The organism is Pseudomonas phytophila, from assembly GCF_025643095.1.
Taxonomy (GTDB): domain Bacteria; phylum Pseudomonadota; class Gammaproteobacteria; order Pseudomonadales; family Pseudomonadaceae; genus Aquipseudomonas; species Aquipseudomonas quasicaspiana.
This window is the reverse complement of sequence record NZ_CP081201.1, coordinates 4,676,148-4,700,026: the sequence shown is the minus strand read 5'-3', so window position 1 is coordinate 4,700,026 and position 23,879 is coordinate 4,676,148. Positions and strand designations below refer to the sequence as shown.

Sequence of the window (23,879 nt, the reverse complement as noted above, 5' to 3'; positions counted from 1 at the left end):
TCCACCGCCTTGCCTGGCGACAGTCGTCCGGCAAGGCGGCCTGCGCTGAAACATCACAGACTCTAAGGCACTATAAATGTCCAGCTCCAACAAAGAACCGGTCAGCGAGCTCATCCGCGCCAAGGACGTCGGCGGTTTTGACGTGTGGTCGCTGCCCAGTTTCGACCCGTACAAAGAGCCTGAACCCGAGCCGGAACCGGTCATCGAGGAATCGGTCGACACCATCGAAGAAGTCCCTCTGGAAGAAGTCCAGCCGATAACGCTCGAAGAGTTGGAGAGCATCCGTCAGGAGGCCTACAACGAAGGCTTCGCCACGGGCGAGAAGGAAGGCTTTCACAGCACGCAACTCAAGGTTCGTCAGGAAGCCGAGGTTGCCCTCAAGGAAAAGCTTGCCAGCCTCGACCTGCTCATGACCCAGCTGTTTGATCCGATCGGCAGCCAGGACAAGCAAATCGAGCAATCGGTGATTTATCTGGTGGAGCACATCGCTCGCAAGGTTATTCAGCGGGAGCTGACCACCGATTCACGGCAGATTGGCAATGTCCTGCGCGATGCGCTGAAGCTGTTGCCTATGGGCGCCAATAATGTGCGGATCTTCATCAATCCGCAGGATTTTGATCTGGTCAAAGCCATGCGCGAGCGTCATGAGGAAACCTGGCGCATCGTTGAAGATGACACATTGCAGGCTGGCGGTTGCCGGATTGAAACCGAGCACAGCCGGATCGATGCCAGCATCGAGACACGCCTGGCGCTGGCCATTGGCAAAATGTATGACCAGATGCACGAGCAGTCACTGCATCCGGCAGCTCCAGACCTGAGTCTGGAACTGAACAACCCTCCAGTCGCGCCAGCGTCTGCCAGTTCTGATGTCGAGAAATCCGATGCGCCTTGATCGCACCAGCTTCGGCAAGCGCCTGGGTTCGTATGCCGAAACCATCGAAATGCCCGTGCAGCCGGTGGTGGAAGGGCGCTTGCTGCGCATGGTCGGTCTGACCCTTGAAGCCGAGGGCCTGCGGGCTGCCATGGGCAGTCGCTGCATGGTGATCAACGATGACAGTCATCATCCGGTAGAAGTCGAAGCCGAAGTCATGGGCTTTTCCGGCAGCAAGATATTCTTGATGCCCGTCGGCAGCGTGTCCGGTCTCGCGCCCGGTGCGCGCGTTGTGCCGTTGGCGGACACCGGCCGGTTGCCCATGGGGATGGCAATGCTGGGCCGCGTGCTTGATGGCGCGGGTCGCGCGCTGGACGGCAAAGGCGCCGTTAGGGCCGAGGATTGGGTGCCGATGGACGGCCCGACGATTAATCCGCTCAAGCGCAACCCGATCAGTCAGCCCCTCGATGTGGGCATTCGCAGCATAAACGGATTATTGACGGTCGGCCGCGGCCAGCGTCTAGGGCTGTTCGCCGGTACGGGCGTCGGCAAAAGCGTCCTGCTCGGCATGATGACCCGCTTTACCGAGGCCGACATTATTATCGTGGGCCTGATCGGTGAGCGGGGTCGTGAGGTTAAAGAGTTCATCGAGCACAGCCTGGGTGAAGAAGGGCTCAAGCGCTCGGTGGTGGTCGCATCCCCTGCGGATGATGCGCCGCTGATGCGTCTACGGGCGGCTATGTATTGCACGCGAATCGCCGAATATTTTCGTGACAAGGGCAAGAACGTGCTGTTGCTCATGGATTCCCTGACCCGTTTCGCTCAGGCGCAACGGGAAATTGCTCTGGCTATCGGTGAGCCTCCTGCAACCAAGGGCTATCCGCCTTCGGTGTTCGCCAAGTTGCCCAAGCTGGTAGAGCGCGCCGGTAATGCCGAAGCGGGCGGCGGCTCGATCACGGCGTTTTACACGGTACTGTCCGAAGGCGACGACCAGCAGGATCCGATCGCGGACTCGGCGCGAGGCGTGCTCGACGGCCACATCGTGTTGTCCCGTCGGCTGGCTGAGGAAGGGCATTACCCGGCCATCGATATCGAGGCGTCCATCAGCCGGGTCATGCCTGCGGTGGTCACCCCCGACCACATGAATCAGGCGCAGCACTTCAAGCAGTTGTGGTCGCGTTATCAACAGAGCCGCGATCTGATCAGCGTCGGTGCCTACGTGCCCGGTGGGGATCGGGAAACCGACCTGGCGATTCATCTGCAGCCAACCCTGGTGCGCTTTCTGCGTCAGGGGCTCAACGAAAACGAGAGCATGGAGAACAGCAGTGCCCAGTTGGCTGCAGTCTTCAGTCCTGCTGCGGGTGGCTGATAAGTCATGGCCGTAAGTCGCGCAGCGCGTCTGGCGCCCGTGGTGGATATGGCCGAAAGCGCCGAGCGCGCGGCCGTCCAGCGGTTGGGGCATTTCCAGGGGCAAGTGCGCATCGCCGAAGGCAAGCTTAATGATCTTGAGCAGTTTCGCCTGGACTACCAGCAACAATGGATCGACAAGGGCGCCCATGGCGTGTCCGGGCAGTGGCTGCTGGGTTATCAGCGCTTCCTTACCCAACTGGATACCGCTGTCGATCAGCAGCGCAGGAGTCTGGCCTGGCATCAGGACAATGTCGAAAAAGCCCGCGTCAGTTGGCAGCAGGCTTATGCACGAGTTGAAGGCTTGCGTAAATTGGTCCAGCGCTACATCGACGAAGCCCGTCAACTGGAAGACAAGCGCGAACAGAAGCTGCTGGATGAGTTATCGCAACGCCTGCCCAGGCATGCGCCGTTTTAACAAACAGATTTGCATCGCAACTTATTGAACTTTAATGATTTTTCCTGTGGTATCCGGGCTTGCCCGCGATGAGGCTGGACGCAATTCACCTTGTATCGCGTCAAGCTCCATCGCGGGCAAGCCCGGCTCCCACACAGGAATTTGCAGGTATCACTAGCCAGTGCTAAACCTTGATAACGTGACGTACGTCTCTCAGGAATTCTACATGCCGGTCACTTCTGAGCTTTCTCCCGACGGTCAGCAACTGACCATCTCAATCTCTGGGCGCTTTGACTTCGCTTCCCATCAGGACTTTCGTGAAGCTTATGAAAGGTCGGGCAGCGAGTTGCGTTATGTCGTTGACCTGAGTGGCACCACTTACCTGGACAGTTCGGCGCTGGGCATGCTCTTGTTGCTGCGTGATCATGCCGGGGGCGAGCGTTCGCGGATTCGCCTGATCAATTGTTGCCCTGATGTCATCACGATCCTGACCATCTCCAATTTCTCGAAGCTTTTCCAGATAGGTTGAAGCCTTGCAGCCGTCCAGCGAATCCTTGTGCATCCTGATCGCTGACGACAACGCCAGTGACCGCCTGTTGCTGTCCACTATCGTGGCCCGACAAGGGCATCGTGTGTTGTGCGCTGACAATGGCGCCGATGCGATTGCGTTGTTCGAGACAGATCGGCCGCAACTGATATTGATGGACGCCATGATGCCGGTGATGGACGGCTTCGAGGCTGCCCGGCGAATCAAGGAGCTGGCCGGTGAGGCGCTGGTTCCGATTATTTTCCTGACCTCGCTGACGGAAGGTGCTGCATTGGCGCGCTGCCTGGATGCCGGGGGAGACGACTTCATTGCGAAGCCCTACAACCAGACGGTTCTGACAGCAAAAATCAATGCCATGAACCGCTTGCGGCTGCTGCAGGAGACCGTCCTCAGGCAGCGCGACCTGATTGCCCGCCACCATGATTACCTGCTCAACGAGCAACGAGTGGCCAAGGAAGTATTTGATCAGGTAGCGCATTCCGGTTGCCTGGACGCAACCAATATTCGCTATCTGCAATCGCCTTACGCGCTATTCAATGGCGACTTGTTGCTTGCTGCCTACACACCCGCCGGCCACATGCATCTGTTGTTGGGCGACTTCACCGGGCACGGTTTGCCGGCGGCGGTCGGTGCGATGCCTCTGGCGGAAGTGTTTTACGGCATGACTGCGAAGGGTTTCGGTCTGGCCGAAACCCTTCGCGAGATGAACGCCAAGCTCAAGCGCATCCTGCCTGTGGACATGTTCTGCTGCGCGACCATGGTCTGTATCAACTTCAGTCAGCGCCAGTTTCAGGTCTGGAATGGCGGCTTGCCTGACGGTTATCTGCTGAGTGCTGCGACAGGGGAGCGTACTGCACTGGTTTCCCGGCATTTGCCGCTTGGCGTGCTGGACTCGGGCTCGTTCGATGACCGGACCGAGGTTCATCCATTCGCCTTGGGCGACAGGGTTTTCCTGCTTTCGGATGGGGTGATCGACACCGCAGACAACAAAGAGCAGTTGTTTGGTGTGGCGCGGCTACACGAGGTGCTGGAAGCCAATCGCGATCCGCAGCTGTTGATCACGGAGATTCAGCGAGCGTTGAATGATTTCGGCGGGCAGCCCCGGGATGACGTCAGCATGGTGGAAATCACAGCTGTCGAGCAGGCAGAGCTGGGACCGCAAACCGTGACTTACTCGGACAGCGGTACCTCTACGCCGCTGGATTGGTCATCGACGTTCGAGTTCAGGGCGTCGACCCTCAGGCGCTTCAATCCACTGCCTTATCTGTTGCAGTTGTTGCTGGAGGTCCATGGCCTGCGTCATCAGAGCGGTGCGCTTTACACCGTAATGACCGAGCTTTATAGCAATGCGCTGGAGCACGGCGTTCTGGGGCTTGATTCTTCGCTGAAAAGTAACGCGTCAGGATTTACCCGCTATTATCAGCAGCGGGCAGAGCGGCTTGCCGCGCTGGAGAGTGGCTTCATTCGCATACATTTTCAGGTCATCCCCCTGGATGGGGGCGGCCGTTTGAGTGTGCAGGTGGAGGACAGCGGTAATGGTTTCAACATTGATACAATTCTTGCGTTGCCGCCGACACTCAATGAGCTGTACGGTCGCGGTCTTGCGCTGGTGCGAGAGCTGAGTGACGAGGCTTCGTGGTCTGAGGACGGACGGATCGCACGCGTGGAATTCTGCTGGGGGGCAAAGGCATAACCCCGGGTTCTTGATCAAAGGAGTGAACAAGGTGTCAGTCATTCATCTGGATTACAGCGTATTGACGACGTTGCAGGAAGTCATGGAAGACGAGTATCCCACCCTTCTGGATGTGTTCCTCAAAGACTCTGAATACCGTATTTCCCGTTTGCGTCAGCTTATGGGAGTGGCTGCGTTTGATCTGCAGGAGCTGAGCCTGGTGGCCCATAGCTTCAAAGGCAGCAGCAGCAATATGGGCGCGCTGCGCCTTGCCGACCTGTGCCGTGAGCTTGAAGAGCGCAGCCGTCGGGAGGAAAGCGTCGGTCTTGGCGATCTATTGGCCGCCCTTGATCACGAATACTCGACTGTGCGTCGGTTATTCGACGCGGAACGCCAGTTTTTTATCGCACACCCCTGAGTCGACTCGCGCTTCTATCAAACAAATGCGCCTACCATTTGGAATGTTATTTACCTGTAGGAGCGCGCTTGCCCGCGACTCGGTCTGTCATTCGATAAATCTATCGGCTTTGCTGACGCTATCGCGCTCCTGGAGGGGCGTGTTGGCTGCGAGAGAGCTGCACCATGGACACCGGGGCTGCTCTTGATCGTCTTTGGCCCGTATCTTGCTCTGTTCTGCGTATTCAGCTGTTTTTCGCGGAGATCGACATGCCACTCGCCCCCAATGCTCTTCTTCAAGCCACTCCAGTGGCTGCGCAGAAGGCCAGTTCTGCCAGCAACTCAGCCAGGCAGGCTGACAGCAGCAAAGACGACAACTCCAGCTTCTCTGACGTCTATGCCAAGCAGGCTCAGGCTAAATCGGCTGCGGGCAACGACGCTCCGGTCAAGGCCAGATCTGCCGCCGATAAAGACAAACAGGTTGCAGACAAGGCAGCTTCCGACAAGGACGATACTGCCGCTTCGGACTCGACGACGGTTGCCGATAGCGGCAATACCTTGCCTGCCGAGCCAGTTGCCAGCGCAAGCGACGGCAAGGCCGAGGAAGAGGTTGATCCGGCACTGGCCCAGGTAGTAACGCCAGACCCGGCCCTTGATCCCGCGCTTGATCCTGCATTGCAAGCCATTGCCAGTCAGGCCACGACCCAGCTAGACATCGACAAGCCGAAAGTTGATGTCGCTTCTGCCTCAACCGCCTTGCCGACCGTGCAGGCCGCTGATCCGGCTGAAGCATCTTTCGACCCGAGCGCTGATCCGCTCGAAGACATGCCCGCGCTGCAGTTTGCTCTGGAGAATGCAGCAGCCAAGGCGCAGCAGGCTCAGCAAGCGCAAAATGCTCACGCAACGAATCAGGCAGGCAAGAACGCCAAGCTGGATAACGCCGCAACGGATCCATCCCAGCTCGCCAATAACCTGGCAGCACTGGATGAGCGTTCATCTGTTTCGGACGAGCCCAGCACCGAGAGCAGCGATAAATCATTCGACGGCTTGCTCGATAGTGGTCTCAAGGATGTCAAATCAGCTGCTGGCGATACTCGGGTGGATAACTTCGCTGATCGTCTGGCAGCCCTGAGTCAAGCCGCTCAACAGCCTCGTGTGGCAGCGCCTGCGGTACCTCTGATGAACCAGCCTTTGGCGATGCACCAGAGTGGCTGGAGTGAAGGCGTGGTAGAGCGCGTCATGTATCTGTCGAGTCAAAACCTGAAATCGGCTGATATCCAGCTGGAGCCTGCTGAATTGGGTCGCCTCGATATTCGTATCAACATGGCGCCTGACCAGCAGACTCAAGTGACCTTCATGAGTGCTCATGTGGGGGTTCGTGAAGCGCTGGAAAGCCAGATGTCCCGCCTGCGCGATTCTTTCACCCAGCAGGGTATGGGGCAGGTTGACGTGAACGTTTCCGACCAGTCCCGCAACCAGCAGAACCAGGCCCAGCAGCAAGAGCAGGCTAACAATGCCCGTGGCACTGGCAACGGTGGTTCGGGCGTCAGTGGCGTGGACGGCTCGGTTGACGGTATCGACGCAGATACTGGCATTGCGATCAGTCAGCCGGTTCAGCGGGTTGTCGGTACCAGCGAGATCGATTTCTACGCCTGATGGGTGAACTGCTGCCAAGTAACTGAGCGGGGTGTGCCTGGCGCCGCTCAGTCGCGGAGCAAACAAAGATCCGTAGGACCGGCTTTAGCCGGGAGGGCATTGGTTCTGACTACGAGGGTAGTATAAGTGTTGGCCCTCACGGCTAAAGCCAGTGCTCTAATTCCGGCGCTGCCTGATGCTGCAAATACATAAACCCTCGAAAAATCACCTCATTAAAACCCCCGTCCTGACCATCCTCTCCCAACTCTGGCATAACACTTGCTCTTCCTCTGTCACGCATTAGTGAACCCCCCGAATAGTGACGGATTATTGGCATGGCGAAGAGCGACGAAGTTAAAGAACCCGGCTCAAAAGGCAAACTCAAGCTCATTATCATTGTGGTAGTGGCTTTATTGCTGGCCGTCGGCCTTTCAGTCGGCGCGACCTGGTTTTTCATGCACAGCTCCGAGCCGAAGGTAGACCCGGCGGCTGTCGCTGCGGCGGATCCCAATGCCAAACACCCGGCCATTTTCGAAGCGCTCACGCCTGCATTCGTTGTCAATTTCAACTCCAACGGTCGTCAGCGCTACATGCAGGTCAGCATCACCATGCTGGCGCGCAATCAGGCTGATCTTGAGGCATTGAAAGTGCACATGCCGGTCATCCGCAACAATCTGGTGATGCTGTTTGCCGGCATCCCTTTCGAGTCCCTGGCGTCGCCTATCGGTCAGGAAATGCTGCGTCAGAAAGCGACCGCCAGCGTTCAGGAAGTCGCCCAGAAAGAACTGGGCAAAACCGTGATCGAGCAACTGCTTTTCACTAACTTCGTATTGCAGTAGGAACACGACATGGCCGTGCAAGACCTGCTGTCCCAGGATGAGATCGACGCGCTGTTGCACGGCGTGGACGATGGAATGGTTGCAACTGAAAACGCTGCTGAACCCGGCAGCATCAAAAGTTATGACCTGACCAGCCAGGATCGGATCGTACGGGGTCGGATGCCGACTCTGGAAATGATCAACGAGCGATTCGCCCGTTATACCCGCATCAGCATGTTCAACCTGCTGCGTCGCTCAGCCGACGTGGCGGTAGGTGGCGTGCAGGTGATGAAGTTCGGCGAGTACGTTCACTCGCTGTATGTGCCGACCAGTCTCAATCTGGTCAAGCTCAAACCGTTGCGTGGCACCGGGCTGTTCATCCTTGACGCCAAACTGGTGTTCAAGCTGGTGGATAACTTCTTTGGCGGTGACGGTCGTCACGCCAAAATTGAAGGGCGTGAATTTACGCCGACCGAGCTGCGCGTGGTACGCATGGTGCTGGACCAGGCTTTCATCGACATGAAAGAAGCCTGGCAGGCGATCATGGAAGTGAACTTCGAGTACATCAACTCTGAAGTGAACCCGGCGATGGCCAACATTGTGGGTCCGAGCGAAGCGGTTGTCGTATCGACTTTCCATATCGAGCTGGACGGAGGTGGCGGCGACCTGCATGTCACCTTGCCTTACTCGATGATCGAGCCTATTCGGGAAATGCTGGATGCGGGCTTTCAGTCCGATCTGGATGACCAGGATGAGCGCTGGATCAATGCACTCAAGCAGGATGTTCTGGATGTAGCAGTGCCCATGAGCGCGACGGTTGTTCGTCGTCAGTTGTTGCTGCGCGACATTCTGCACATGCAGCCGGGCGACATTATTCCGGTTGATATGCCTGATGAGATGGTGATGCGCGCCAACGGCGTGCCTTCCTTCAAGGTCAAGCTGGGATCGCATCAAGGCAATCTGGCCCTGCAAGTCATCGAACCGATAGAGCGGCGTTGAGTTTTTCTCGCCGAAAATTTTTGTGTCACTGAATCAATGTTCACCGAGGACAACCGATGGCTGATGAAAACGATATGACGTCTGCTGAAGATCAGGCGTTGGCCGATGAGTGGGCGGCAGCACTGGAAGAAACCGGTGATGACGGGCAGAGCGATATCGATGCGCTGCTCGCTGCAGATGCCGGTAATTCGGCGGCGTCCAGCCGTATGGCAATGGAAGAATTTGGCAGCGTGCCCAAGAGCAATGCTCAGGTAACGCTTGATGGTCCCAACCTTGATGTGATTCTGGATATTCCGGTGTCCATCTCCATGGAAGTGGGCAGTACCGATATCAGTATTCGTAACCTGCTGCAGCTCAACCAGGGTTCGGTGATCGAGCTGGATCGTCTGGCGGGTGAGCCGCTCGATGTTCTGGTCAACGGTACGCTGATCGCCCATGGCGAAGTGGTTGTGGTCAATGAGAAGTTCGGCATCCGCCTGACTGACGTGATCAGCCCAAGCGAACGTATCAAGAAGCTGCGCTAGTGAAGATGATCAAAGCCGTAGCCGTGTTCCTCGTCATGCCGCTGAGCGCTTTGGCGGCTGAGCCCGCCGTTCAGGCGGTGGCGCCTCAGGCGACTGCCGCGGCGTCATCAGGCATGGGCGGGCAGATAGTGCAGTTGCTGTTCGGCCTTCTGCTGGTCGTCGGTCTCATCTTTCTGCTGGCCTGGCTGATGCGTCGGGTTCAGCGCGGCGTACCGGGCAATGCTCAGGTGATCGAGCTGGTCGGCTCGCGGGCTATCGGCCCGCGTGATCGCCTGGTACTGGTTCAGGTCGGCAACGAACAGATTCTGCTTGGCGTCACGCCGGGACGAATCACGCCGTTGCATGTGCTCAACGAGCCAGTGCGGGTGCCGGAGACCCAGCCGGTGAACTCCGAGTTTGCGCAGCGTTTGATGGACTTGATGGGCAACAAGGTTCAGAAGGATAAGAAGTAATGCTGCGTATTCTGTTGACAGTTTTGCTGGTGCTGGCAGCGCCTGTGGCGTTCGGTGCCGACCCGTTGTCGATCCCGGCAATTACGTTGGCCAACGGTGCAAACGGTCAGCAGGAATACTCGGTCAGCCTGCAAATCCTGCTGATCATGACGGCGCTGAGCTTTATCCCGGCGTTCGTCATGCTGATGACCAGTTTTACGCGGATCATCATTGTCTTCTCGATTCTGCGTCAGGCCCTGGGTCTGCAGCAGACTCCGTCGAACCAGATCCTGACCGGCATGGCGCTGTTCCTGACCATGTTCATCATGGCCCCGGTGTTTGACCGGGTGAATCAGGATGCCTTGCAGCCCTATCTGGCGGAAACCATGACGGCTCAGGATGCAGTGGCCAAGGCGCAAGTACCGATCAAGGATTTCATGCTGGCGCAAACCCGCACCAGCGACCTTGAGTTATTCATGCGGCTTTCCAAGCGCACTGACATCGCCTCTCCTGATCAGGCTCCGCTGACGATCCTGGTTCCGGCGTTTGTCATTTCCGAGCTCAAGACAGCGTTTCAGATCGGCTTCATGATCTTCATTCCGTTTCTGGTCATCGACCTGGTGGTCGCCAGCGTGCTGATGGCCATGGGTATGATGATGCTCTCGCCGTTGATTATTTCCCTGCCGTTCAAAATCATGCTTTTTGTGCTGGTAGATGGCTGGGCGTTGATCGTCGGCACGCTGGCCAGCAGTTTCGGTGGTGTATGACCCGTCCTGATCAGGAGTCTGCGCAATGACGCCAGAAGTAGCTGTCGATCTGTTTCGCGAGGCGCTGTGGTTCACCACATTGCTGGTGGCGATTCTGGTAGTGCCCAGTCTGCTCTGTGGTCTGTTGGTCGCCATGTTTCAGGCGGCCACTCAGATCAACGAACAGACGTTGAGCTTTTTGCCGCGCCTCATCGTGATGCTCATCACGTTGATCGTCGCCGGGCCCTGGCTGCTCAAGGTGTTCATGGAATACATCCTCGCGTTGTATACCAGCATCCCGACCGTGATCGGCTGACCCCGTGGAACCGATTCTAGCCCTGACCAACGGGCAGATCGGCACTTGGGTAGCGAGCTTCATGCTGCCGATGTTCCGGATTGTTGCGCTATTGATGACCATGCCGATCATCGGTACCACACTGGTCCCTCGTCGTGTGCGGCTTTATCTTGCGCTGGCCATCACCGTGGTTGTGGCGCCAGTCCTGCCGCCCATGCCCGAGGTCAACGCGCTGGACCTGACCGCCTTGTTGCTGATCGGTGAGCAGATCATTATCGGCGCGGGTCTAGGGCTGTTTCTCCAGCTGTTCTTTCATTCTTTCGTGATTGCCGGCCAAATCATTTCCACGCAAATGGGCATGGGCTTCGCCTCGATGGTTGACCCTACCAACGGCGTGTCATCGGCAGTGATTGGTCAATTCTTTACCATGCTGGTCACGCTGGTGTTTCTCGGCATGAACGGCCACCTGGTGGTGATAGAAACCCTGATCGAGAGCTTTACGACCATGCCGGTAGGGAGTGGTTTGCTGGTATCCAACTTCTGGGCGCTTGCCAATGGCCTGGGCTGGGTCATGGCTGCCGGTCTGAAGCTGGTGTTGCCGACGATTACCGCCTTGCTGGTCGTCAACATCGCTTTCGGCGTTATGACCCGTGCAGCACCGCAGCTGAACATTTTCTCCATTGGTTTTCCGCTGACGCTGGTAATGGGCTTTGTCATCCTGTGGATCAGCCTGGCCGACATTCTCAATCAGTACCAACCGCTGGCAACTGAAGCGCTGCAGGGCTTCCGCGATATGGTGAGGGCTCGCTGACATGGCTGAGAACGAGAATGGTCAGGACAAAACAGAAGAACCCACGGATAAAAAGCGAAGTGATTCCCGTAAGGAAGGCCAGATTGCCCGCTCCAAGGAGCTGAATACCCTGGCAATCATGATGGCAGGCGCTATCGGGCTTCTGGTCGAAGGGTCGGACATTGCTCAGGCAATGTCCTACATGATGACTTCGAATTTCACCATCACCCGTGAAGTGCTCATGGATCAGGGGTCCATGGCAAAGATGCTCTTGTCGACCGGCAAACTCGCGCTGGTCGTCATGATGCCTTTTTTCCTGGTCATGCTCGCTGCCGCGATCATTGGCCCGATCTCCCTGGGTGGGTGGTTGTTCGCCGCCAAATCAATGGCTCCCAAGTTCAGCCGCATGAACCCGTTTGCGGGCCTCAAGCGCATGTTCTCTCCCACCGCGCTGATTGAGCTACTCAAGTCCTTCGCCAAGTTCGTCATTGTGCTGATCGTGGCATTGGTGGTGCTGAACATGGAAAAGGCTGCACTGGTTTCGATTGCTCACGAGCCCTTGGAGCAGGCGATTATTCACAGCCTGCAAGTGGTGGGCTGGAGTACGTTGTGGATGGCGTGCGGGCTGATTTTCATTGCGGCGGTGGACGTGCCATTCCAGCTATGGGAAGCGCACAAGAAGCTGTTGATGACCAAGCAGGAAGTGCGCGACGAGTATAAGAACTCCGAAGGCAGTCCGGAGGTCAAGCAGCGCATTCGTCAGTTGCAGCGAGACGCATCGCAGCGCCGCATGATGGAGTCGGTTCCTCAGGCGGATGTGATCATCACTAACCCGACGCACTTTGCCGTGGCTCTTAAATATGACCCTGATCAGGGTGGGGCGCCGATGCTGGTGGCCAAGGGTGTGGATTTTGTGGCGTTGAAGATTCGGGAGGTTGCTGCGCATAACCAGATTCTGATTCTTGAATCGCCGGGTCTTGCCCGTTCGATTTACTACAGCACGGATCTTGATCAGGAAATCCCGGCCGGTTTGTACCTGGCGGTGGCTCAGGTTCTGGCGTATGTGTATCAGATTCGTCAGTACCATGCAGGGCAGGGCAAGCGTCCGGATCCGCTGGGTGATATCACCATTCCGCCGGATTTGCAGCGGGATTCTTGATTTTTGCTGACTGCATCTGCGTACATATCCATTACCGCGTTCATGGCGACTATTGGTTGCGCTTTTACAGCGCCTCACTTTTGAACAGCGCAAAAGTAAGCAAAACGCTCTTGCCCCACCACTTGGTGCCTCGCCTAGGCTCGGCATACCCGTAATCCGACATTGCTGCGTGGGGCCGCCGCCACCGGCCATCCATGGCCTGAGGCGGCTAAACCGGCATCCCTGCCGGTTTACCCCACGCAGCAATATCGAATTCCGGCCGGCGTGGTCTAACGGGGCGCCTCAGATCAAAATCAAAAGCAGATCAAAAGCAGGGCCTGGATATACGCGGTTTTATGTGGGAGCGGTGCTTGCCCGCGATGAACGATTACGCGGCTCATCTGACGTACCGCAGCGCCTGAATCGCGGGCAAGCACCGCTCCCACATGGTCCGTGCTGGTCGGAGCAGAGGTAGCAAGTTCACGCATCAGGTCGGCTGTCAGGCCGCTGCGCTGGTCTAATGACCCCGGACACCTCAATAGGGGAAACTATATCCATTGAGGAGTCACCATGACCAAGAAATACAGAAAATTCGATGCCGCTTTCAAGCTTGATGTTTGCAAGCTCATCGTCGATCAAGGCCAGAGTGTGAACTCTGTCTGCCTTGATATGAACCTGAGCGATACGGCAGTGCGTCGCTGGGTTGAGCAATACAAGGCCGAGCTGTTAGGTGGCCCGGGAATTGGCAACCCGTTGACCAGCGAGCAACAGCGTATTCGCCAACTGGAGCAGCAGATTCGTGAGCTGAAAATGGATAATGACATCCTAAAAAAAGCTACGGCCTTCTTTGCCCGCGAATTGAAGTGATCCATCAACTGGTTCACCAATTACAACGTAAGGCCTACCCGGTGGCTCGTCTCTGTCGGGTACTGCGGATCAGTCGCTCCGGTCTTTATGAGGCCCAACAGCGTCGTTTGAAACCCAAGCCCGCCTGTCCGGCAGCGGCCAGGATCAAGGCAGCCTTTGAAGCGTCGGAGCGTTGCTATGGTAGTCGTCGTGTGGTGAGCGCATTGCGTAAAGAAGGCCTGTCGATTGGTCGCTTCAAGGTGCGCAGCCTTATGAAACAACAAGGTCTGCGCCCGGTCTGGAAGCGTAAGTTTGTTCACACAACCAACAGCAATCACAACTTGCCGGTGGCTGAAAACCTTCTAAATCGCCAGTTCAACCCTGCGGCGATCAATCAATCCTGGGTTGCAGACATTACTTATATCCGCACACGCGGCGGCTGGGTGTACCTGGCAGTGGTCATGGACCTTTTCTCGCGCAAGATCGTGGGCTGGGCCATGGCCCCTCATATGCGAGCCGAGCTGGTAATCAGCGCCATGCAATTGGCTATCGCTCAACGCCAACCTGAGCCAGGTTTGATCGTCCACTCGGATCGAGGCAGTCAGTACGCAGGAGCGGCTTATCAGGCGCTGCTGACCCGCAATGGAATGCGTTGCAGTATGAGCCGCAAGGGTAACTGCTGGGACAACGCGGTTATGGAGCGCTTCTTTTTGAACCTGAAAATGGAGCGTACCTGGAGGAAGGATTACGCCAACCACGCCGAAGCGATAAAGGACATCACGGACTACATCGTGCGGTTCTACAACGAGGGGCGATTGCACTCGAAACTGGGCTATGTGCCGCCCAATCAATATGAGCGGCAAGCAGCCTGACAATCACCGATTGAGGTGTCCGGAAAAAGTTGACCACTGCACGCCGAGCTTTTGATTTTGATCTTGGGCGCCCCGTTAAACCACGCTGGCCGAACGCAGATTCTGAACCGTGGGCAACCCGGCAAGGATGCCGGGTTAGCCGCACCGGGCCATGGATGGCCCATTGCGGCGGCCCACGGTTCAGGATCTGCGGGCGGGTACACCGAGCATTAGCGAGGTGCCGAGTGGTGGGGCAAGAGCGTTTTGCTTACTTTTGCGCTCTATCAAAAGTGAGGCGCTGTAAAAGCGCAACCAATATCAGCCGTTACCCAACAATGGATATGTACACAAAATCCCCCCTCCCTCCAAAAAATCTCACACTTTCTTACAGACCCCACCCGCTATTTCATCACCGATTCCACAGTTGGAAAGCTTCTTGCAATAGGTCATATCAGGTCGCCATCGGCGTCAAAGTTTTGATTTAGCGCGCAGGTGAATAATCGGTGGAACGCTCTCAGTTAATCAGTAGCGCACGTAGCAATCTGGCAGGCCTCGGCCGCGGCCAGCTGGGCGTTCCGTTGCTGCTGTTGGTCATGATGGCAATGATGATGTTGCCCATCCCGCCGTTCCTGCTGGACGTGTTCTTCACGTTCAACATCGCGCTGTCCATCGTGGTTCTGCTGGTCTGTGTGTACGCACTGCGTCCACTCGACTTCTCGGTATTCCCGACCATCCTCCTGGTCGCCACCTTATTGAGGCTGGCGCTCAACGTTGCCTCCACACGTGTGGTCATGCTGCACGGTCAGGACGGTCACGCCGCTGCCGGTAAAGTGATTCAAGCGTTTGGTGAAGTGGTCATCGGCGGTAACTACGTCGTCGGTATCGTGGTATTCGCCATCCTGATGATCATCAACTTCGTGGTAATCACCAAAGGTGCCGGACGGATCTCCGAGGTGAGCGCGCGTTTCACCCTGGACGCCATGCCCGGTAAGCAAATGGCAATCGACGCCGACTTGAACGCCGGTCTGATCGACCAGCCTGAAGCCAAGCGTCGCCGTCTTGAAGTCGCTCAGGAAGCCGAGTTCTACGGTTCCATGGACGGTGCCAGCAAGTTCGTTCGTGGTGACGCCATTGCCGGTCTGTTGATTCTCTTCATCAACCTGATTGGCGGCATGCTCGTGGGTATGCTGCAGCACAACATGACATTTGCTGACGCCGGCAAGATTTACACCTTGCTGACCATCGGTGACGGTTTGGTGGCGCAATTGCCATCACTGCTTTTGTCCACCGCCGCAGCGATCATGGTGACCCGTGCTTCCGGTTCGGAAGAAATGGGCAAGATGATCAACCGCCAGATGTTCACTTCCTGGAAAGCGCTGGGTGTGTCTGGCGCGATCATGATCGTGATGGGCCTCGTGCCAGGCATGCCGCACTTTTCCTTCATAAGTCTGGGCCTTGTCGCTTGCGGCATTGGCTACCTGCTGTGGAAGAAAGAGAATCAGGTCAAGGTCGTCGCGCTGGAAGAGGTCAAGCGTCAGCAGGAAATGCTGCCTTCCCCGACGCGTATTCAGGATTCCAAAGAGCTGGGCTGGGATGATGTAACCCCCATCGACATGATCGGCCTGGAAGTGGGCTATCGCCTCATTCCGCTGGTAGACCGTAATCAGGGTGGTCAACTGCTGGCGCGGATCAAGGGCGTGCGCAAGAAGCTCTCTCAAGAGCTGGGCTTCCTGATGCCGACCGTACACATTCGCGACAACCTGGACCTGGCTCCCAGCGCCTATCGTTTGACGCTGATGGGTGTCACGCTGGCTGAGGCGGAGATTTATCCGGATCGCGAGCTGGCCATCAACCCGGGTCAGGTGTTCGGTTCGCTCAATGGTATTACCGCCAAGGACCCGGCGTTTGGTCTGGAAGCCGTCTGGATCGAAATCAGCCAGCGCAGCCAGGCTCAGTCTCTCGGTTATACCGTGGTTGACGCCAGTACGGTGGTCGCGACTCACCTCAACCAGATTCTTTACAAGCACTCTCATGAGCTGATTGGTCATGAGGAAGTGCAGCAACTGATGCAATTGCTGGCTAAAAGCTCGCCCAAGCTCGCTGATGAGCTGGTTCCAGGCATTCTGTCGTTGTCTGCCTTGCTCAAGGTGTTGCAGGCGCTGTTGGCCGAGCAGGTTCCTGTGCGGGACATCCGCACCATCGCCGAAGCTATCGCCAACAACGCTCAGCGGAGTCAAGATACCGCCGCGCTGGTGGCTGCAGTCCGGGTCGGATTGAGCCGCGCAATCGTCCAAAGCATTGTAGGCATTGAGCCGGAGCTACCAGTTATCACGCTGGAGCCAAGGTTGGAACAGATATTGCTCAATAGTCTTCAGAAGGCTGGTCAGGGTCAGGAAGAAGGCGTTCTCCTTGAACCAAGCATGGCGGAAAAACTTCAGCGTTCGCTGATCGACGCCGCCCAGCGTCAAGAGATGCAAGGCTTACCAGTGATTCTGCTGGTAGCAGGCCCGGTTCGGGCCATGCTGTCGCGGTTTGGACGGTTGGCTGTACCAAATATGCACGTGTTGGCGTATCAGGAAATTCCTGACAACAAGCAAGTAACCATCGTAGCGACTGTCGGGCCTAACGGCTGAGGTAGTGAGTCATGCAAGTTAAGCGATTTTTCGCCGCCGATATGCGTCAAGCCATGAAACTGGTTCGTGATGAGCTGGGCGCAGAAGCGGCCATCATCGGTAACCGGCGCATTGCCGGTGGCGTAGAGCTGACTGCCGCTCTGGATTACAAACTGTCCGCGCTCGCACCTCGTGTGCCTAATATCGAGCTCGAGGACGAGTTGCGCAAAACCCAGTCGCGCATCGTCTCGGCCCAGGCAGAACTGAACAACCGCAGCGACAGCGACGGCGCGACCAATCGCCAGTTGTTTGCCGGTTTGCCATTGAGCACCGCTGACACCCACATCGAGCCGACTCTGGAAGAGCCGCCACGTCCCTCCGCACAGCCGCAGGCTGCTCCGGCGGCACCTGCTGGTGGTCAGCGCGGTTACGACTCGATGCGTTTCGAATTGAATGGCCTGCGTGAGCTGCTGGAAGTCCAGCTCGGCTCCCTGGCGTGGAATCAGTTGCAGGGCAGTCGTCCGGCCCAGGCCAACCTGTGGCGTCGTCTGCAACGTGTCGGCTTGTCTGGCCCGTTGTCCCGCGACTTGCTGGAAATGATCCCTGATATCGACGAGCCACGTCAGGCCTGGCGCATGTTGCTGGCCCACCTGGCGCGCATGATTGAAGTGCCGGACGTCGAGCCGCTTGAAGAGGGCGGTGTGATTGCCATGGTCGGCCCGGCTGGCATGGGCAAGACCACCACGCTGGCCAAGCTGGCAGCGCGCTACGTACTCAAGTACGGCGCACAGAATATCGCTCTGGTCAGCATGGACAGTTTCCGTATCGGCGCTCAGGAGCAGCTCAAGACATTGGGCCGTATCCTCAACGTACCGGTGACTCACGTCGATCCTGGCCAGTCGCTGGCGCAAGCGCTTGATCCGCTGTTGCGCAAGCGCGTCGTGTTGATCGATACCGCGGGCCTGCAAGCCAGTGATCCGGCGTTGCGCATGCAGCTGGAAAGTCTGGCAGGGCGCGGTATCAAATCCCGTAATTATCTGGTCCTGGCAACCACCAGCCAGAAACAGGTGCTGACTGCTGCATATCACAGCTACAAACGCTGTGGTCTGGCCGGATGCATCCTGACCAAGCTGGACGAAACCGCCAGCCTGGGTGAAGTGCTCAGTCTTGCGATCAGTCATGAGCTGCCTGTTGCCTATCTCACTGATGGGCCTAGAATTCCTGACGATCTTCACATTCCACGCCGCCACCAATTGGTGACACGCGCGGTCAACGTGCAGATGCAAGAAGAGCCAAGCGAAGAGGCCATGGCGGATATGTTCGCCGACCTTTACCACAACCCCAACAAACGGGTCGGTTAAGTGAAGCGAACTATTGAGAGTTACCTGCATCGGTGGTCTGCCTGGCATTGCTCTTCATTGAGCGTGTCGCCTGCAATCTGGCTTCGGTCTACGCAAGACAAGGTAAAGAATTAAATGGGCAGCATGCATCCCGTACAGGTGATCGCGGTGACCGGCGGCAAAGGTGGCGTCGGTAAGACTAACGTGTCAGTGAACCTTTCACTGGCCTTGGCCGAACTCGGCCGGCGCGTCATGTTGCTGGACGCCGACCTTGGCCTGGCGAATGTCGATGTCCTTCTGGGGCTGACGCCTAAACGCACCCTCGCCGATGTGATGGAGGGTCGTTGTGAGCTGCGCGACGTTTTGTTGCAAGGCCCGGGCGGGATCCGGATCGTGCCTGCTGCCTCCGGCACGCAGAGCATGGTTCATCTGAGCCCGGCGCAGCACGCCGGCCTGATCCAGGCATTTAGTGACATTGGCGACAATCTTGACGTGCTGGTCATCGATACGGCCGCCGGTATCGGCGAGTCGGTGGTCAGCTTTGTCCGGGCTGCTCAGGAAGTCTTGCTGGTGGTGTGCGATGAGCCCACTTCCATCACTGACGCCTACGCCCTGATAAAGTTGCTCAATCGCGATTACGGTATGAACCGTTTCCGGGTCCTGGCCAACATGGCCCAGAGTCCGCAGGAAGGGCGCAACCTGTTCGCCAAGTTGACCAAGGTGACTGACCGCTTCCTGGACGTCGCTTTGCAGTATGTCGGTGCAGTGCCTTACGACGAATGTGTGCGTAAGGCCGTCCAGAAACAACGCGCCGTATACGAAGCTTTCCCACGCTCTAAATGTTCGCTGGCATTCAAGGCCATTGCGCAGAAGGTCGATACCTGGCCGCTGCCTGCCAACCCACGTGGACATCTTGAGTTCTTCGTTGAGCGACTGGTTTACCAGACAAGTGCAGGGCCTGTTCAATGACCGCGAGCGGCTATCAGATGTACAGCAAAGCGTCCCGAAACTCGCAATATGAGTTGATCGAGCGGTATGCTCCGCTGGTCAAGCGCATTGCTTACCATTTATTGGCGCGCCTGCCTGCCAGTGTTCAGGTCGAAGACTTGATTCAGGCGGGGATGATCGGCTTGCTGGAAGTTTCCACCAAGTACGATTGCACCAAGGGTGCCAGTTTCGAGACGTATGCCGGGATTCGAATCCGGGGTGCGATGCTCGATGAAGTGCGCAAGGGAGACTGGGCTCCTCGCTCGGTTCACCGCAATACGCGCATGGTGAGTGACGCAATTCGCTCAATTGAAGCAAAAACCGGCCGTGACGCTAAAGATCACGAGGTTGCGGCCGAACTCCAATTGAGTCTCGATGATTATTACGGGATTTTGAACGATACCTTGGGCAGTCGCCTCTTCAGTTTCGACGACCTCTTGCAGGACGGCGAACATGAAGGACTGCATGAGGATGGCGCAAGCGGTTCGCTTGAGCCGTCGCGCGACCTGGAAGATGAACGTTTCCAGGCTGCGTTGGCGGATGCAATTGCCAACTTGCCGGAGCGTGAACGTCTGGTTTTGGCGCTGTACTATGACGAGGAGCTGAACCTCAAGGAAATCGGTGAGGTCCTGGGGGTCAGCGAATCTCGAGTCAGCCAGTTACACAGCCAGTGCGCAGCTCGTTTACGAGGGCGTTTGGGAGAGTGGCGAGCGCGTTGACAGGTGGTACGCAATCCCTGGTGATTGTGTGTCTCGTGTGAGCAGGCTGTGCAAAGCGTTACGTGGGACAGTGGACAAGGCTGGAGCCATACAGGCATTCGCGCCACGGACTGTTAAAAGCAATAGCTTTCATGCAGTCCGTGGATTTGCTGTGCGGTTTCCATAGTTGTTGATTTGCCAAGCCCGTCGTTTACGTGCAGCCGATGTGAGCTGTGCCGGTATTGATTGAACAGCGCGTTCAGGTGCTGAACGCGTCAAAGACTGCTTGGAGGTCGAATTGGACAAGAACATGAAAATCCTCATCGTTGATGACTTCTCAACGATGCGGCGGATCATTAAAAACCTGCTGCGTGATCTGGGCTTCACCAACACGTCCGAAGCCGATGACGGGCTTACCGCGTTGCCGATGCTGGAAAGTGGTTCCTTTGACTTTCTGGTAACGGACTGGAACATGCCTGGCATGACTGGTATCGACCTGCTGCGTAAAGTGCGTGCCGATGAGCGCCTCAAGCACCTTCCGGTGTTGATGGTGACCGCAGAAGCCAAGCGCGACCAAATCATTGAAGCGGCTCAGGCCGGCGTCAACGGTTATGTCGTCAAGCCATTCACGGCTCAGGCGCTGAAAGAAAAGATCGACAAGATCTTTGAGCGCGTAAATAGCTGATGTATGCCGCGAGGGCTTTATGGAGAACAACGAAACGTCAATGGGCGAGTTTGAATCGACCCTGAAAAAACACGCAACCGAGCTGGTGGCGAGCCTTGAAAAAGGCCGTTTCGGCGACGCCGTGCAACTGATCCATGAGCTCAACCAGGCTCGGGATCGTGGCCTGTATCAAGAAATCGGCAAGCTGACGCGCGAGTTGCACAGCGCGATCGTCAACTTCCAGATTGACCCGAACATGCCGCAAGCCGAAGAGGTGTCCCAGATCACGGATGCCACCGAGCGCCTGTCGTATGTCGTCAGGCTCACGGAAAACGCGGCCAACCGCACCATGGACCTGGTCGAAGAAAGCACCCCGCTGATGCACAGTCTGAACGACGAGGCCAAGGCCTTGAGTGCGGACTGGGGGCGTTTCATGCGCCGTGAGGTCAGCGCTGATGAGTTTCGTGAGCTGGCGCGTCGTGTCGATGGTTTCTTGACGCGCACTGAAAAGGATACCCACCAGGTTTCCTCTCACCTCAACGACATTCTGCTGGCTCAGGACTTCCAGGACCTCACCGGTCAGGTGATCAAGCGCGTCACGCAGTTGGTCACTGAAGTCGAGAGCAATCTGCTCAAATTGGTGCTCATGGCCAGTCATGTGGACCGCTTTGCGGGCATCGAACATGACGACGAATCCATCCGCGCAGAAAAAGATCCAGAAAAACATATCAAACAGGGTGAAGGTCCGCAGATTCATGCCGATAAACGGGAAGACGTTGTGTCCGGACAGGACGATGTAGACGATCTGCTATCGAGCCTGGGCTTCTAAGTCTGGTCTGTTGACGGTTAATTTTAGGGAGCACCCCAATGAGCTTCGGCGCCGATGAAGAGATCCTTCAGGATTTTCTGGTAGAGGCCGGCGAAATTCTCGAGCAGTTGTCTGAACAGTTGGTCGAGCTGGAAAGCCGACCGGATGACGCAGATCTGCTCAATGCAATTTTTCGCGGTTTTCACACTGTAAAAGGGGGCGCCGGCTTCCTCCAGCTCCATGAGCTGGTGGAGTGCTGCCACATCGCCGAGAACGTCTTCGACATCCTGCGAAAGGGTGAGCGTCGCGTAGACTCGGAACTGATGGACGTGGTCCTTGAAGCGCTGGATGCGGTCAACGCAATGTTCAGCCAAGTGCGTGAGCGCAGTGAAGTGACTCCGGCAACACCGGAATTGCTGGCTGCCCTGGCGCGTCTGGCAGAGCCTGCGTCTGCTGACGAAGCGCCCGCTGCTGAAGTCGTGGAGGAGGCACCTGTCGAAGCTGTCGCTGAAGCGGCTTCCGACGAGATCACCGATACCGAATTCGAAAACCTGCTTGATTCGCTCAATGCCGCCAAGGAGCAACCACCGGTTGTTGCCGCACCGGCTGCTACGGGCGGAGCTGCAACTGACGAAATCACCGACTCGGAATTCGAATCGCTGCTCGACCAGTTGCATGGCAAAGGTCAGTTTGCGCCTGACGCGGCACCTGCTGCCGCTCCGGTCGCTGCAGCACCGGCTGGCAAGGCTCAAAGCGGTGATATCACCGACGATGAATTCGAAGCGCTGCTTGATCAGTTGCACGGCAAAGGTTCGTTCGATGCCACCGCAGTGGTGTCTCCAGCCGCTACCGCAGTTGCGTCAGCGCCTGCTGCTGCCGGGGCTGCATCGGCTGGCAAGAACAACGAAATCACCGACAACGAATTTGAGGCCTTGCTCGATGAGCTGCACGGCAAGGGCAAGTTCGAGCCGGAAATAGCAGCAACAGCCGTCGCGACTGCTGCGCCTGCGGCCGCCGTTGCAGCACCTGCCAAAGCCGCGGCACCAGCGGCGAAGCCTGCTCCGGCTGCTGCACCAGCGCCCGCCAAGGCCGCGACGCCTGCTCCCGCGCCTGCCAAACCGGCTGCGCCACCTGCTGAAAAGCCGGTCGCTTCAGAAGCGGAAACCACCGTGCGGGTCGATACCGCGCGCCTGGACGAGATCATGAACATGGTCGGCGAACTGGTGCTGGTGCGTAACCGTCTGGTTCGCCTGGGTCTCAATAGCGGCGACGAAGCCATGTCCAAGGCGGTTTCCAACCTGGATGTGGTAACGGCCGACTTGCAGACCGCGGTGATGAAGACCCGGATGCAGCCGATCAAGAAAGTCTTCGGTCGCTTCCCGCGACTCGTTCGCGACCTGGCTCGTCAGCTCAAGAAAGAAATCAACCTTGAACTGGTGGGTGAAGAAACCGACCTGGACAAGAACCTCGTCGAGGCGCTTGCCGATCCACTGGTCCACTTGGTGCGTAACGCGGTTGACCACGGTGTGGAAACACCGGAAGAGCGCGAAGCATCCGGCAAGCCCCGTGGCGGTCGCGTCATTCTCTCTGCCGAGCAGGAAGGCGACCACATCCTGTTGTCGATCTCCGATGACGGCAAGGGAATGGACCCTAACGTCCTGCGCGCGATTGCGGTCAAGCGTGGCGTGATGGACAAGGATGCTGCAGATCGTCTGAGCGATACCGACTGCTACAACCTGATCTTCGCACCGGGCTTCTCGACCAAGACCGAGATATCCGACGTATCGGGTCGTGGTGTGGGCATGGATGTGGTGAAAACCAAGATTGCCCAGCTCAACGGTACGATCAACATCTACTCGACCAAGGGCCAGGGCTCGAAGATCGTCATCAAGGTGCCGTTGACCCTGGCGATCATGCCGACCCTGATGGTGATGCTGGGCAACCAGGCCTTCGCTTTCCCGCTGGTCAACGTCAACGAGATCTTCCACCTTGACCTGTCGACCACCAACGTCGTCGATGGTCAGGAAGTCGTGATCGTGCGTGACAAGGCGCTGCCGCTGTTCTACCTCAAGCGCTGGCTGGTCAGTTCGGCCGTCCATGAAGAACAGCATGAAGGGCATGTGGTGATTCTTTCCGTGGGCACTCAGCGGATCGGCTTCGTTGTCGATCAACTGGTCGGCCAGGAAGAAGTGGTCATCAAGCCTCTGGGCAAAATGCTGCAGGGAACGCCTGGCATGTCAGGCGCCACCATCACCGGTGACGGTCGCATTGCCTTGATTCTCGATGTGCCGAGTATGCTCAAGCGGTACGCCGCACGGCGTATTTGATTCTGGTGCCACCGGCAGGCAACTGCCTGTGGCGCCTGGTCAGGTTGTGTCGAAACGCTGCGAATGCACGAGAAGGCAAT

Annotated in this window: 23 protein-coding genes; all 23 read left to right on the top strand. The window is 57.3% G+C overall.

Features of this window, described 5'->3' with window-relative positions; all coding sequences use genetic code 11:
- Positions 1-76 precede the first annotated feature (76 nt).
- Positions 77-892 (top strand): flagellar assembly protein FliH, encoded by an 816-nt coding sequence (gene fliH, locus K3169_RS21250; RefSeq protein ID WP_122704534.1) that lies wholly within the window; start codon positions 77-79, stop codon positions 890-892.
- On the top strand, positions 882-2,240 hold the full coding sequence (gene fliI / locus K3169_RS21245) for a flagellar protein export ATPase FliI (RefSeq protein WP_027900998.1): 1,359 nt from the start codon (positions 882-884) through the stop codon (positions 2,238-2,240). Before fliH ends, fliI begins: the two co-directional genes overlap by 11 nt.
- A 6-nt stretch (positions 2,241-2,246) precedes the next feature.
- The gene (gene fliJ / locus K3169_RS21240) at positions 2,247-2,696 is read left to right on the top strand and encodes a flagellar export protein FliJ (protein WP_027900997.1); all 450 of its coding nucleotides are present in this window, start codon (positions 2,247-2,249) and stop codon (positions 2,694-2,696) included.
- Positions 2,697-2,901: 205 nt separating this feature from the next.
- The gene (locus K3169_RS21235; protein WP_095094512.1) at positions 2,902-3,204 is read left to right on the top strand and encodes an STAS domain-containing protein; all 303 of its coding nucleotides are present in this window, start codon (positions 2,902-2,904) and stop codon (positions 3,202-3,204) included.
- 4 nt (positions 3,205-3,208) lie between these two features.
- The gene (locus K3169_RS21230) at positions 3,209-4,915 is read left to right on the top strand and encodes a fused response regulator/phosphatase (RefSeq protein WP_231677945.1); all 1,707 of its coding nucleotides are present in this window, start codon (positions 3,209-3,211) and stop codon (positions 4,913-4,915) included.
- An 82-nt stretch (positions 4,916-4,997) separates the two neighbouring features.
- The gene (locus K3169_RS21225) at positions 4,998-5,312 is read left to right on the top strand and encodes an Hpt domain-containing protein (protein WP_049826699.1); all 315 of its coding nucleotides are present in this window, start codon (positions 4,998-5,000) and stop codon (positions 5,310-5,312) included.
- Between the two features lie 248 nt (positions 5,313-5,560).
- A complete protein-coding gene (locus tag K3169_RS21220; protein WP_263267865.1) occupies positions 5,561-6,946 on the top strand; it encodes a flagellar hook-length control protein FliK in 1,386 nt (461 codons plus the stop codon).
- A 314-nt stretch (positions 6,947-7,260) separates the two neighbouring features.
- The gene (gene fliL / locus K3169_RS21215; RefSeq protein WP_027898001.1) at positions 7,261-7,764 is read left to right on the top strand and encodes a flagellar basal body-associated protein FliL; all 504 of its coding nucleotides are present in this window, start codon (positions 7,261-7,263) and stop codon (positions 7,762-7,764) included.
- 9 nt (positions 7,765-7,773) lie between these two features.
- Positions 7,774-8,742 (top strand): flagellar motor switch protein FliM, encoded by a 969-nt coding sequence (gene fliM, locus K3169_RS21210; protein WP_027898000.1) that lies wholly within the window; start codon positions 7,774-7,776, stop codon positions 8,740-8,742.
- Positions 8,743-8,798: 56 nt separating this feature from the next.
- The gene (gene fliN / locus K3169_RS21205) at positions 8,799-9,266 is read left to right on the top strand and encodes a flagellar motor switch protein FliN (protein ID WP_027897999.1); all 468 of its coding nucleotides are present in this window, start codon (positions 8,799-8,801) and stop codon (positions 9,264-9,266) included.
- Between the two features lie 5 nt (positions 9,267-9,271).
- On the top strand, positions 9,272-9,718 hold the full coding sequence (gene fliO, locus K3169_RS21200) for a flagellar biosynthetic protein FliO (RefSeq protein ID WP_099267513.1): 447 nt from the start codon (positions 9,272-9,274) through the stop codon (positions 9,716-9,718).
- A complete protein-coding gene (gene fliP / locus K3169_RS21195; protein ID WP_099267351.1) occupies positions 9,718-10,464 on the top strand; it encodes a flagellar type III secretion system pore protein FliP in 747 nt (248 codons plus the stop codon). The genes fliO and fliP overlap by 1 nt, the downstream gene beginning before the upstream one ends.
- Before the next feature lie 25 nt (positions 10,465-10,489).
- Positions 10,490-10,759 carry a flagellar biosynthetic protein FliQ gene (locus K3169_RS21190; RefSeq protein WP_027897996.1) on the top strand — a complete coding sequence of 90 codons (270 nt, stop codon included), beginning with the start codon at positions 10,490-10,492 and terminating at the stop codon, positions 10,757-10,759.
- A gap of 4 nt (positions 10,760-10,763) precedes the next feature.
- On the top strand, positions 10,764-11,549 hold the full coding sequence (gene fliR / locus K3169_RS21185; protein ID WP_080237874.1) for a flagellar biosynthetic protein FliR: 786 nt from the start codon (positions 10,764-10,766) through the stop codon (positions 11,547-11,549).
- A gap of 1 nt (position 11,550) precedes the next feature.
- Positions 11,551-12,687: a flagellar biosynthesis protein FlhB gene (flhB, locus tag K3169_RS21180; RefSeq protein ID WP_099267350.1), complete on the top strand. Its 1,137-nt coding sequence runs from the start codon at positions 11,551-11,553 to the stop codon at positions 12,685-12,687.
- A 549-nt stretch (positions 12,688-13,236) separates the two neighbouring features.
- A protein-coding gene (locus K3169_RS21175; RefSeq protein ID WP_263267706.1) for an IS3 family transposase occupies positions 13,237-14,384 on the top strand; the annotation gives its coding sequence in 2 pieces (ribosomal slippage) (positions 13,237-13,492 and positions 13,492-14,384; 1,149 coding nt in all).
- Between the two features lie 482 nt (positions 14,385-14,866).
- Entirely contained in the window at positions 14,867-16,996 is a 2,130-nt protein-coding gene (gene flhA, locus K3169_RS21170; protein ID WP_122705960.1) for a flagellar biosynthesis protein FlhA, read from the top strand.
- A gap of 11 nt (positions 16,997-17,007) precedes the next feature.
- Positions 17,008-18,336 (top strand): flagellar biosynthesis protein FlhF, encoded by a 1,329-nt coding sequence (flhF, locus tag K3169_RS21165; protein ID WP_099267348.1) that lies wholly within the window; start codon positions 17,008-17,010, stop codon positions 18,334-18,336.
- Positions 18,337-18,450: 114 nt separating this feature from the next.
- Positions 18,451-19,284 carry a flagellar synthesis regulator FleN gene (gene fleN / locus K3169_RS21160; RefSeq protein ID WP_027898770.1) on the top strand — a complete coding sequence of 278 codons (834 nt, stop codon included), beginning with the start codon at positions 18,451-18,453 and terminating at the stop codon, positions 19,282-19,284.
- Positions 19,281-20,021: an RNA polymerase sigma factor FliA gene (gene fliA / locus K3169_RS21155; protein WP_027898771.1), complete on the top strand. Its 741-nt coding sequence runs from the start codon at positions 19,281-19,283 to the stop codon at positions 20,019-20,021. The genes fleN and fliA overlap by 4 nt, the downstream gene beginning before the upstream one ends.
- A 289-nt stretch (positions 20,022-20,310) precedes the next feature.
- Entirely contained in the window at positions 20,311-20,685 is a 375-nt protein-coding gene (locus K3169_RS21150; RefSeq protein ID WP_176469940.1) for a chemotaxis response regulator CheY, read from the top strand.
- Positions 20,686-20,704: 19 nt separating this feature from the next.
- Positions 20,705-21,493, top strand: a complete 789-nt coding sequence (locus tag K3169_RS21145) for a protein phosphatase CheZ (protein ID WP_027898773.1) — start codon at positions 20,705-20,707, stop codon at positions 21,491-21,493.
- A 38-nt stretch (positions 21,494-21,531) separates the two neighbouring features.
- Positions 21,532-23,799 (top strand): chemotaxis protein CheA, encoded by a 2,268-nt coding sequence (locus K3169_RS21140; protein WP_263267857.1) that lies wholly within the window; start codon positions 21,532-21,534, stop codon positions 23,797-23,799.
- The last annotated feature ends 80 nt before the right edge of the window (positions 23,800-23,879 follow it).